The sequence below is a fragment of the Nocardia sp. NPDC051321 genome (assembly GCF_044455225.1).
Classification (GTDB): Bacteria; Actinomycetota; Actinomycetes; order Mycobacteriales; family Mycobacteriaceae; genus Nocardia.
This window is the reverse complement of sequence record NZ_JBITEM010000024.1, coordinates 89,160-100,732: the sequence shown is the minus strand read 5'-3', so window position 1 is coordinate 100,732 and position 11,573 is coordinate 89,160. Positions and strand designations below refer to the sequence as shown.

Below are 11,573 nucleotides of genomic sequence, written 5' to 3'. Positions count from 1 at the left end.
CAGTATCGGCAACCTCGGCAACCTCGGCAACTATCGCATCAGAGTCCATGTGCCACTCCTTGTTTCGGAGTTACACCGTTGTTTGTACAGTCCCGGGCGGAAGGCCCGGTGAAGCTCAACCGTCCCGTCCGAAGCGCTTGTGCCAGTGGCAATCTGCCGAGCCAAACCAGGTACAGCGAGCTGACGTCGGAAGTGATGGCAACGTCGACCGCACGCTGTTCCGCAAGGTGGTCGACGGGGCGATCCTGATCAGCACCGGTGCGGCCGACTGGGTCGGCTCCAGCGGTAGGGCCGAGAAGGTCGACGGCGGCTACCGGGTGCACGCGCGCAAGGCACCGGCCAGCGGCGTCGAGGCGGGCACCGTGCTGGTCACCAGCATTCGCTGGGACGACGCACCCGACGGCCCGCACGTCCTGCACTGCGCCATCCCGGTGAACACACCCGGCGTGCGCATCGAAACAACCTGGGACACACTCGGATTGCGGGCGAGCGGATCGCACACCGTGCTATTCGAGGATGTCTTCGTCCCCGACGCCGCTGTCTCGCTGATCCGCCGCGCCGACACCTGGCCGCCGGTGCTGAATGTCGTGATGGGCGCGGCGATGCCGCTGGTCATGGCGGCCTACCTCGGCATCGCGGACGGTGCGGTGGACCTGGCCACCGCCCTGGTCGCCGACCGCGCCGACGCACCGACCTTCCAACTCGCGGGCGAAATGGTCAACGCGCACACCACCGCCACCGACCTGATCGACGCCATGTTCACCGGCTCCGACAACCTGCACTTCGACAACACCGACAGCCACGCAAGCAAGACCCTCAGCCGCAAGACGGCGGCCGCCGACGCGCTCATCGATACCGTCCGGCTGTCCATCGAAACCGTTGGCGGGCTGGGCTTTTCGCGTGCCTGCGAGCTGGAGATGCGCTACCGCGACATACACGGCTGCCTGTTCCACCCGCTGCCGCGCGCCAAACAGACCCGGTTGACCGGCCGAGTTCTGCTCGGACACAACCCGATCGGCTGATATCGGCCCCGGTGCGGGCGAATCCCTTTCGGGGACGGCGGAAGCAGCACGCCCACCACCGACGCTCGCTCCGGAAACCTACGACATCCGTCAGCTTTTTGTCACAGTTCCAGACCCGGAAACAGGCCCTCGACCGTGTTCAATCGAGGCATTGCATAAACGGCCCGGAGGAAAACCATGGTTTCAGCACGCAAGATCGTCCGATCCCCCATCACCTGGACGTTTGCCGTCCTGCTGATCGTCGGGCTCGGGGTCGGCTCGGCGCTGGCCCAGCCGTGGCGCCTGTTCACCAACACCACCGTCAACGAGGCCGCACCCACCGCACCTGGTGCGCCCACGGCACCGCGCACCCTCGCCCAAGGCACCCTCGTTTCGCACGAGCACGACACCTCCGGAACCGTACGCATCCTGCGGCTCCCCGACGGCAGCCGCGTCCTCCGACTCGAAGGCTAGACACCTCCGACGGCCCCGACCTGCATGTATGGCTGACAAACGCCGAGGTGGTCGAAGGAAAAGCGGGCTGGTTCGTCTTCGACGACGCCGAGCACGTCGACCTCGGCAGCCTCAAAGGCAACTTCCACGTCTCCTTCGGCGCCGCCCAGCTGACCACGAAATAAATGACCCGACAGCAGTAGGTCGGTTATGTCACCATGGGATTCGACGATGATCACCAGGTAGCGGTGATCCACGAGCGCGAGGAAAGGAGGAGGTGGCGATGATTCCCAAGAACCCGATGCGGGCGAACATCGAGGCGGCACAACGATTGTCGACCCGGAAACCCGCGGTCGATCGACAGCTGTGCGGCGGACGCGAAGACGGCCACCTCCCCGTCGGTCGCTGACCGCCCCTCGACTCCTCGCTCGCCTTCTCCCGAAACATGGTGATTCCCATGACATTCCGCCATGCCGCCAACCCCGCGGCACTAACCGCCGACAACTGGATACACGCCGGAGTGCTGGTGCTGAACGCCTCCTACGAGGCCCTCACCGAGATCAGCGCCGACCGGGCCATCGTGCTGCTCATGGCCGGCGCGGCGGAGTCGATCGCCGACCGCACCCCGCACTTCCCGATCCGCTCCCAGCACTCCGAGCTACTGCTGCCCGAAACCATCCGGCTGCGGCGCTACATCTACCTCGAGCACACCACGCGAGTGCGCGACGAGAGCCGGGCCACCCTGGCCGGTGTGCTGCGCCGGGACGGCCACCGGTGCGGCTACTGCGCCGACTGGGCCCGCACCGTCGACCACATTCGGCCGCGCAGCCGGGGCGGCCCGAACACCTGGAGCAACCTCGTCGCCTGCTGCGGCCCGTGCAATACGACCAAGGCCGACCGCACCCCCGAGGAAGCGGGCATGCGGTTGCTCTGGCAGCCCAAGGCCCCCGACCACCAGGCCAAGCAACAGCGGCGGATCTGGAAGCAGCTCGCCGCCACCTGAACATCCGAGAAAGGAGAGGATCGCGATGACCGTTCGCACCGAGACCACCGCGGTCGTGGAGCTGACCCTGGCCGAGCTGCTCCCGCTCTCGGACTCCCGAGAGTGGCATCGGGCCGCCTGCCGGGGTGACCCGCATCACGAGGCGTGGTTCCCGTACCCGTCGCAGGACTTCGCCTACGCGCGCGGCGTCTGCGCGGACTGCCCGATCCGCGCGGCCTGCGGCGAATTCGCCGCCCGCACCGGCCAGTCCGGCGTGTGGGGCGGCCACGAGTTCGACCGCGGGCAGCTCATCCGCCCGTGACCACCGCCGCTGTGTCCCGCCCGGACACGGCGGCGGACTTTGCTACGGCTCGCCGCCGAAGGCAAGACTCACCAAGCCTGCAAACCGCAGGTGAACATACACTGTGCGGCGTGGGTACTCATCGCAGCGGAACCAAAACCCGGGGCGTCAGCAAAGGTCCGGTTATCGCAGTGGTGGCCATCGTGCTGCTCGTCCTCGGGGTCGTCGCGTGGTTTCAGCTACGCGACCGAGCGGCCGACGAGGACAGCGCCGCCGCGGCGGCATGCGTATCCGGACCCGCGACGCTCTATGTGACCGCCGACCCGGACATCGCCGCGCAGGTCCGCGGCGCGGCGGACCGGTACAACGCGACCAAACCGAAGGTGCGTGACCATTGCGCGCAGGTGGCGGTGACCGCGCAGCCGTCGGCCGCGATCGTCGCCGCGTTCACCAGCGGCAAACCATGGGATCAGAACCTCGGCCCGCAGCCGGTACTGTGGATCCCCGATTCGACGCGCTCCATCGAGTCCATGCGCGTGCCCGGACTGATCGAAGGCACACCCGCACCGATCGCGGCGAGCCCGATCGTGCTCGCGGTGCCGGACGAATTGCGCGGCGCGCTGGAACAAGCCAAGACCACCTGGGCGGATCTGCCACGCCTGCAACAAGGTTCGCTCAACGACGTCGGCCTGTCCGGCTGGGGTGGACTGCGCATGGCACTGCCGCCCGGCGACTCCGCCCTGGCCGCCGCCGTCGCGGTCGGCTCCGCGGTGTCGGGCGCCGAACCGCTCAGCGAGCAGGCCGCCAATTCCGGGCAAGCCGTCTCCGCCATCTCCGGGCTCGCCGCCAACGCACCGGAGGCCGCCGACACCACCGCGGCCTTCGGCATCATCGCGGGCACACCGCAGTCCGCCGCCGTGCACGCCGTCGCCACCACCGAGCAGCAGGCGAAAAGCCAAGCGGGACTTACCGTATTCCACCCAGTGGGTGCCGCGCCGACCGCCGACCACCCGGCCGCGCTGATGTCGGGACCGTGGGTCGACAAGACCCAGAATCTGATCGGCGGCCTCTTCGCCGACTACCTGCGCGCCCCCGAGCAGGCGCAGGCCTTCACCGCGGCGGGCTTCACCACCGCGCCCGCCGCCACCCCGGCGCCGCCGCGAGCCGCACTGGACAAAGTCCGTGCCACCCTGGCCCATCCGGTGCTGGGCGTGCAATCCACTGTCCTGGTGGATGTCTCGGCGTCCATGGCGACCTCCGACGGTTCGATGACCCGGCTCGCGAATGTCCTCGCCGCACTGAGCTCCACGCTGACCGTGATGCCGCCCGACTTCGGCCTAGGCCTCTGGACCTACGGCAAGAACCTCGACGGCACAACGCCTTACAAGGTGCAGGCCGCCACCGCCGCACTCTCCAACGATCAGCGCACCAAACTCGGCAACGCGCTCGAGAGCGTCAAGGCCAGCGACCTGCGCTCCGATCAGGCCTACCCGACCCTGATCGCCGCATACAAGAACGCCGTCAACGGATACACCGCGGGCCGCACGAATTCGGTCCTGCTCATCACCGACGGACCCGAGGACGACTCCACGGTCACCGGCGCCAAACTCGCCAGCGACATGACCGCCGCGATCGACAAGGACCACCCCGTCCGCGTCGACATCATTGTGATCGGCGGCCAAGGCACCCAGACGCTGAAGAGCATCTCCGAACAGACCGGCGGCACCTACACCCGCCTCGCCACCTCCGACGACATCGCCTTCGGCTCCGCCGTCGTCCAGTCCCTCACCACCCCCTAGCCCGGCACGCCTTCTAATCCCCACACCAGGTTTCGCGTGCGATTCCGACTGCACGACCACAAAGCGTGCGCGCCGCCAACCGACCGAAGGCGCCCTTCACCCCGTCTCAAAGGGTGAAGGGCGCCTTCGGTCGGGACTGGTTCCCGGGTGGACGGTAGACCGACGAGGCCCTTCAGTCGGTCTCGGCTACTGAAGGGCGCCTTCGGTCAGTCGGCGTATGCGTCCAGCGGGGGGCAAGAGCAGACCAGGTTGCGGTCGCCGTACGCGCCATCGATGCGACGGACAGGCGGCCAGACCTTCCCCCGGGCGTGGCCGAGACCCCGTGGGTACACGGCGGTTTCGCGGGTGTACGGGTGGTCCCACTCACCGACCAGGCAGGCCGCGGTGTGCGGCGCGCCGCGCAGCGGGTTGTCGGTAACCGGCCAGACGCCAGCCGCCACCTGATCGATCTCCTTGCGGATCGCGATCATCGCCTCGATGAAATCGTCCAGCTCGGCCAGGTTTTCGCTCTCGGTCGGCTCGACCATCAGCGTGCCAGCGACCGGGAAGCTCATGGTCGGTGCGTGGAAACCGTAGTCCGCCAGCCGCTTCGCGACATCGTCGACCGTCACACCGGTCCGCTTGGTGATCTCCCGCAGATCCAGGATGCACTCGTGCGCGACCATGCCGTGCTCACCGGTGTAGAGCACCGGGAAGTACTCGTCGAGCTTGCGCGCGATGTAGTTGGCCGACGCGATGGCCGTCAGCGTGGCGTCGCGCAGGCCGTCCGCGCCCATCATCCGGATGTAGGCCCAGGTGATCGGCAGGATCGAGGCGGAGCCGTAGTTGGCGGCAGACACCGCGTGCGAGTCGGTCACCAGCGGATCGCCCGGCAGGTAGGGCGCCAGGTGCGAACGGACCGCGACCGGGCCCACACCCGGGCCGCCGCCGCCGTGCGGGATGCAGAAGGTCTTGTGCAGGTTCAGGTGGCTGACGTCGCCGCCGAATCGACCCGGACGGGCAAGCCCGACAAGGGCATTCAGGTTCGCGCCGTCGACGTACACCTGACCACCCGCGTCGTGCACCAGCGCACACAGCTCGGCGACCTCGTGCTCGTAGACGCCGTGCGTGGAAGGGTAGGTGATCATGATGCAGGCCAGCCGGTCCGCGTGGTCGGCGATCTTGGCACGCAGGCCGTCCAGGTCGACGTCGCCGTTCTCGCGGCACTTGACCACCTCGACGCGCAGCCCGGCCATCGCCGCCGAGGCCGCGTTGGTGCCGTGCGCACTGGACGGGATCAGGCAGGTATCCCGGTGTGTGTCACCACGATCCAGGTGGTAGCGCCGGATCGCCAGCAGGCCGGCGTACTCGCCCTGGCTGCCCGCGTTCGGCTGCAGGCTCACCGAGTCGTAGCCGGTGATGTCGGACAGCCACCGCTCCAGATCGTGGATCACCTGCAGCAGGCCCGGCGCGTCCTCGACCGGCGCGTACGGGTGCACGCGGGCGAAGCCGGGCCAGGTGATGGCCTCCATCTCGGCGGTCGCGTTGAGCTTCATGGTGCAGGAGCCGAGCGGAATCATGCTGCGGTCCAACGCGATATCCTTGTCCGACAGCGACCGCAGGTAGCGCAACATGGCGGTTTCGGTGTGGTACTTGGTGAACGCCGGGTGATCGAGGAACTCCGAGGTCCGGTTCTCGATCGCGACGGCGGGCGCCGGTGCGGACTGCTCCGAAGACAGTGCGGTGCCGAAGGATTCGAGCACGGCCGCGACGTGCGACTCGGTCGTCGCCTCGTCGCACGCGATACCGACGTGATCGGCGTCGACCAGGCGCAGATTGATCCCCCGCGACTTCGCCTTCGCGACAACGGCTTCCGCACCGCCGGGCACGTGCGCCAGCACGGTGTCGAAGAACGTATCGTGCACGACCGCACCATCGAGACCGGCGGCGATCGCGGCGGCATGCCGATGCACGCGGCGAGCGATCTCGCGCAGGCCGTCGGCACCGTGGTAGCTCGCGTACATCGCCGCGACGATGGCGAGCAGCACCTGCGCGGTACAGATGTTGGAGGTGGCCCTCTCCCGGCGGATGTGCTGCTCACGAGTCTGCAGCGCCAGCCGGTAGGCGACATCGCCGTCCGCGTCCACCGACACCCCGACCAGCCTGCCCGGCAGCTGCCTGGCATACGCCGTGCGCACTGCCAGATACCCGGCGTGCGGGCCGCCGAACCCCAGCGGAACACCGAAACGCTGGGTGGTACCGAAGCACACGTCCGCGCCCTGGTCGCCGGGGGAAGCGATGAGCGTCAGCGCAAGCAGGTCCGCGCCCACCGCGACCAATGCGCCACGCTCGTGCGCCGCGCTGATCAGCGAAGTCCAGTCCACTACGCGGCCGGAGGCACCGGGCGTCTGCACGAGCACACCGAAAAATTCACCTTCGGGCAGCTCACCGGCGGACAGATCCGCGGGCACCAGTTCGATCCCGAGTGGATACGCCCGAGTGGTCAGCACGGTCTTGGTCTGCGGGAACAGGTCGGTGTCGATCACCAGCCGCGCCGACTTGGACCGGCTGGCCCGCTGCAGCAGCGTCATCGCCTCGGCGGCCGCGGTGGCCTCGTCGAGCATGGACGCGTTGGCCACGTCCATGCCGGTCAGCTCCGACACCATGGTCTGGAAGTTGAGCAGCGCCTCGAGCCTGCCCTGGCTGATCTCCGGCTGGTACGGCGTGTACGCGGTGTACCAGGCCGGGTTCTCCAGCAGGTTGCGCACCAGCACCGGCGGGGTCAGCGTGTCGTAGTAGCCGAGACCGATCATCGAGGTGGCCACGGTGTTCGAGTGGGCAAGCCCGGCGAGCTCGGCCAGCACCTCGTGTTCGGTTGCGGCAGGCGGCAATCCGGCCAGTCCGGACCCGTCGATAATGGTGGCGGGCAGGGCTTTCGTGGCGAGCTCGTCGAGCGAGTCGACGCCGACGACGTCCAGGATCCGGGCGATTTCGCCCCGATCGGGTCCGATATGGCGGTCGGCGAATGAACGAGTCACGGCAGCTCCCATGTGGGTCGGGCGGGTCGACGGGTGGTCGACGGGTACCAGCCCTCCCCCTCTGTCGTGTTGCCTGAGAGATTCGGGCGCGCGACCGCAATGAAGGTCGAGCCCCTTTCCCCATGGGCGGGCGGCCCGAAGCCACCGCTTTCCAGAGGCGCCCAAGCCCGCACGGTCCCTGATGCCTGAGAGATTGACGGGGAGGTGCTGCTCCTTCGGCGCCCGGACTCTGTCGAACCCGGGACTCTCCCGCACGGCGTTGGCGCGCCACCAGTTTAAGCCGACGACACGCCGGAAGGTGTCACTGGTCCCGTCCTTGCGGGTGTCGCGCTGGTCACGCTGGTTCGCCGGGTTCCAGTCCAGGAAAATAGATAGATGCGCATATCTACTTAACACAATGTCTTTGATACGTTCCAAACCATGCGGTCCAGCCCAGGCCAAGCACCCGAAAAACCAGATGCCACACAGCACAACACCCCGCTACCCTCAGCATGTCGGGGAGGCGGGGTGTTCTGTCAGTTGTCTACTTTTAACCGGTCTTGCGGCTCATCCGCGCCTTACGCCGGTAGGACAGCTCGTCCTCCGGCCGTTCCGTCACCGCGGACGCGCGTTCGGCGGGGAAATTGGCGATGGCGCCGGTGAGTTCGTGCATGGCACCGCTGATGGCGATACCGAAAACGCCCTGCCCGCCCTGCAGTAAATCGACTACCTCCTCGGCCGAGGTGCACTCGTACACCGAGGTACCGTCGGAGAACAGCGTGATCCCGGCGAGATCCTGCACTCCCCTGCTGCGTAGATGGTCAACCGCGATCCGGATGTTCTGTAACGAGATGCCCGCGTCGAGCAGCCGCTTCACGATTTTCAGGACCAGGATGTCCTTGAACGAATACAGCCGCTGGCTCCCCGAGCCCGCGGCGCTGCGGATGGAGGGCACCACCAATCCGGTGCGCGCCCAGTAGTCGAGCTGCCGGTAGGTGATCCCGGCCACCTGGCATGCACTGGGAACCCGGTAGCCGACCAGATCGTCGGGAACTGAGTCGTCCGGGAACAGGCCTGGCTGCATTACATCCTGCGATTCCTCTGCCACTGACCACTCCCTTGCTTCGCCGACGGCTAGCCTCATCGATGACCCGGCTCCGTTTCGACCACTGCTGTGCTGACGACCTGGCCAAAACGGACGTGGCCCAACTATCGAGATTACTCCCCTTGATTGTCCAGGGAGCACCATCGTCAGGCCAAACGCGACGCGCGGTTAAACTCTCAAGCTCTGGTTAAGGGCTGATCCCCCGGTCATCCCGCGAAAACGCCGGATTGCCGGAAAGATCCTGTTCAGCTATCCGTGGCCTTGAAGTCGTCGGGTGAGACCGACTCCAAGAATTCCTTGAACTTCTCCACCTCGTCCTCGCGCTCGTCCGGCATCACCAGCCCGGCTTCCTCGAGCACCGGCTCCTCGGCGTAGATCGGGCAACCCACCCGCAACGCGATCGCTACCGAATCGGACGGCCGCGCCGAGATGTGCAGATCGTTCTCGAATACCAGATCCGCGTAGAAGGTGCCCTCCTGCAGATCGACGATGCGCACTTCCTTGAGGGTGTGCCCGAGTTCGGTGATCAGGATCTTGATCAGATCGTGGGTCAGCGGGCGAATCGGGGTCACCCCCTCCTGCTCCAGCACGATCGCGGTCGCCTCGGCCTGCCCGATCCAGATTGGTAGGTACCGATCCCCCGAAACCTCACGGAGCAACAGCACGGGCTGATTCTGTGGCTGCTCGACACGAATGCCGATCACACGCATTTCACTCATCGCACTGCCTCCCATTACTCACACCAGCCGCTCGCCGGCCGCCCGGCACGACCACCGCAGAGCTCGCCGTACCACGAGTCTAGGCGAACCCGCGCGAGTGCAGCGGCCCGTGTGCACAGCCGAAATCGGCGTGTTGGATGACCGAAACATGCCACGGATCCCGTGTCAGCGGTTCAACGGGATGTTCAGCCGCCCAGCGACGTCCGTACCGCCGACTTCACCAGGCAGGTGTGCAACGTCAGCGACAGCGCCGCGAGTTCGCGCACCGTTTCCTCTGCCCTGGCGCGCGCACCGGCGTCGCGGCTCTTCGCGATCGGGGCGGCGATCTGCGCGACGAGCGCGGCCTCGCGATCGGCGGCCAGCTTGAACGCACGCAAATGCCGTGCCTCCAAACCGAATTCGGCCATCGCCTTGGCGGTCTTGGCCAGCGTCACGGCGTCGCCGTCGAAAAATCCGGCGGCGCCGGGGGTGATCAGGTTGGCCCGGATCAGATCGTTGAGGAAGGCCTCGTCGATCTCGGCCTGCGCGAGCAGATCCGCGCGGGTGAGCCGGATTTCGTGGTCGAACCGCAGATCGTCGGGGGAAATCTCGCTTGGCACCACGCCGAGCCTCCTCGGCACCGTTGCGCCGTTCCGGTTCCCGCCAGACGCGGCCGGGTGCTCGGAGTCGGCGACCGCCGACTCCGAGGCATCCGCACGGCCGGAGTGCGCCCGGGCGCGGGCTTCCCGCACGCCGAGCGTCGCCGCACCGCTGTCGATCGCTTCGAGTTGTTCCTTGATCACCTTCAGCGGCAGGTACTGATCGCGTTGCGCGGTCAGCACGAACCGAAGCCGTTCACAATCGGCGATGGAGAACCTGCGGTAGCCCGAGGGCGTGCGCTCCGGCCGAATGAGGCCCTCCGCTTCGAGGAAGCGGATCTTCGAGATGGTGACGTCCGGAAAATCCGGGCGCAGCAGGTCGAGCACGGAGCCGATCGACATGCCTCCGCGTGCCCACTGCGCCGCGCCGGTCACAGCGCCAAGCCCCTCGACATCCAGAGCTCCTTCATGACTCCGAGCCCTTCATGTCGAGAAAGAACCCAGCGCCGCGTGCTCATAGGCTCCCTGCACCCGCAGATGGCTCGTTGACCTGGGCCCGCGGTCCGGTGAGGAACACGAGACGGAACTTACCGATCTGTACCTCGTCGCCGTTCTGGAGTTCCGAGGAGTCCACCGGCTCCCGATTCACATAGGTGCCGTTCAGGCTGCCGACATCGACAACCTGGAACGAATCGTCGTCCTGACGGAACTCGGCATGCCGACGGCTGACGGTGACGTCGTCGAGAAAGATGTCACTGTCGGGGTGGCGGCCCGCCGACGTAGTCGGCTGATCCAGCAGGAACCGCGAGCCCGCGTTCGGACCGCGCTTGACGACCAGGAGGGCCGCACCAACGGGCAGACCCTCGACCCCTTGGACCGGCTGTTCGCCGGTCGGCTCTCCGGAGCGCGACGCGTCGACCTCGTTCAGGAAATCCGCGCGGAAGACCGACGTCGTCTCGGCCGCGGTCTCCCCGTAACCCGGGTCTTTGTTCTCGCTCACCGTTTCTCTCCTCCTCGAACCTGATTATCCATGCAAGCAGGTGATACCTGTGGCACCACGACCTGCCGTCGAGTCCCTAGATTTCCGACAATGACTGTCGGCGCATCTGTTGGCATTGACCGTACCCTGCCAGGGCGTGCCCGTGCAGGTAGAACCGGGAAGGCTGATTCAGCCTCCGATAACTCCTTGATAACCTGCCGCATCCAACAGTTCATCAAGGGTCTTGTCGAGGCCGGCGGCGTCCGCGACCTCGAGTTCGAACAGCCATCCGTCACTGTACGGATCGGTGTTCAACGTCTCCGGCTCCTGCACCAGAACCTCGTTCACCGCAACAACTTTCGCCGCGATCGGCGCGTAGATGTCGGACACGCTCTTGGTCGACTCGACCTCCGCGATGCTGTCTCCGACGGCGACGTCCTTATCCGTTTCGGGCAGCTGCACGAACACCACGTCACCGAGTTGGGACTGGGCGTAGTCGGTGATGCCCACCCGAACCCGGGTCGGGCCGATCCGCTGCACCCACTCGTGCTCTTCGGTGTAGCGCAGATCTTCGGGGGTCTGGGTCACAGGCCGTCCGTCCTTTCCGTTGTGATCGTGTGCGCGCAACTCTATGCGAGGGTTGCGACAATGTTCGACTCG

11 protein-coding genes, 1 pseudogene and 1 riboswitch are annotated in these 11,573 nt (G+C 66.8%); of the genes and pseudogenes, 6 read left to right on the top strand and 6 right to left on the bottom strand.

Annotated features, from left to right (window positions below; translation table 11 throughout):
- Positions 1-227: 227 nt before the first annotated feature.
- The 6 genes and pseudogenes from ACIA8C_RS40575 to ACIA8C_RS40550 all read left to right on the top strand — a co-directional run bounded on the left by ACIA8C_RS40575 (position 228) and on the right by ACIA8C_RS40550 (position 4,536).
- The gene (locus tag ACIA8C_RS40575; RefSeq protein WP_397144375.1) at positions 228-1,022 is read left to right on the top strand and encodes an acyl-CoA dehydrogenase; all 795 of its coding nucleotides are present in this window, start codon (positions 228-230) and stop codon (positions 1,020-1,022) included.
- Positions 1,023-1,199: 177 nt separating this feature from the next.
- A pseudogene (locus tag ACIA8C_RS40570) lies at positions 1,200-1,639 on the top strand (DM13 domain-containing protein).
- A 98-nt stretch (positions 1,640-1,737) separates the two neighbouring features.
- The gene (locus tag ACIA8C_RS40565; RefSeq protein ID WP_397144373.1) at positions 1,738-1,863 is read left to right on the top strand and encodes a hypothetical protein; all 126 of its coding nucleotides are present in this window, start codon (positions 1,738-1,740) and stop codon (positions 1,861-1,863) included.
- Between the two features lie 48 nt (positions 1,864-1,911).
- On the top strand, positions 1,912-2,457 hold the full coding sequence (locus ACIA8C_RS40560) for an HNH endonuclease (RefSeq protein WP_397144371.1): 546 nt from the start codon (positions 1,912-1,914) through the stop codon (positions 2,455-2,457).
- 25 nt (positions 2,458-2,482) lie between these two features.
- Positions 2,483-2,758: a WhiB family transcriptional regulator gene (locus tag ACIA8C_RS40555; RefSeq protein ID WP_397144369.1), complete on the top strand. Its 276-nt coding sequence runs from the start codon at positions 2,483-2,485 to the stop codon at positions 2,756-2,758.
- A gap of 110 nt (positions 2,759-2,868) precedes the next feature.
- On the top strand, positions 2,869-4,536 hold the full coding sequence (locus ACIA8C_RS40550) for a VWA domain-containing protein (protein WP_397144367.1): 1,668 nt from the start codon (positions 2,869-2,871) through the stop codon (positions 4,534-4,536).
- Between the two features lie 206 nt (positions 4,537-4,742).
- Here ACIA8C_RS40550 and gcvP read toward each other — a convergent pair whose 3' ends face one another.
- The 6 genes from gcvP to gcvH form a co-directional block, all read right to left on the bottom strand.
- A complete protein-coding gene (gene gcvP / locus ACIA8C_RS40545) occupies positions 4,743-7,565 on the bottom strand; it encodes an aminomethyl-transferring glycine dehydrogenase (RefSeq protein ID WP_397144365.1) in 2,823 nt (940 codons plus the stop codon).
- Between the two features lie 150 nt (positions 7,566-7,715).
- A riboswitch (glycine riboswitch) is annotated at positions 7,716-7,815 on the bottom strand.
- Positions 7,816-8,082: 267 nt separating this feature from the next.
- A complete protein-coding gene (locus tag ACIA8C_RS40540) occupies positions 8,083-8,676 on the bottom strand; it encodes a MerR family transcriptional regulator (protein ID WP_397144363.1) in 594 nt (197 codons plus the stop codon).
- 206 nt (positions 8,677-8,882) lie between these two features.
- A complete protein-coding gene (locus tag ACIA8C_RS40535) occupies positions 8,883-9,356 on the bottom strand; it encodes a bifunctional nuclease family protein (RefSeq protein WP_069160942.1) in 474 nt (157 codons plus the stop codon).
- Positions 9,357-9,541: 185 nt separating this feature from the next.
- Positions 9,542-10,336 carry a MerR family transcriptional regulator gene (locus ACIA8C_RS40530; protein WP_397144361.1) on the bottom strand — a complete coding sequence of 265 codons (795 nt, stop codon included), beginning with the start codon at positions 10,334-10,336 and terminating at the stop codon, positions 9,542-9,544.
- A 112-nt stretch (positions 10,337-10,448) separates the two neighbouring features.
- Positions 10,449-10,934, bottom strand: coding sequence for an FHA domain-containing protein (locus ACIA8C_RS40525; RefSeq protein ID WP_040734653.1), 486 nt, complete (start codon positions 10,932-10,934; stop codon positions 10,449-10,451).
- Positions 10,935-11,102: 168 nt separating this feature from the next.
- Positions 11,103-11,501, bottom strand: coding sequence for a glycine cleavage system protein GcvH (gene gcvH / locus ACIA8C_RS40520; RefSeq protein WP_364738409.1), 399 nt, complete (start codon positions 11,499-11,501; stop codon positions 11,103-11,105).
- Positions 11,502-11,573: the final 72 nt, after the last annotated feature.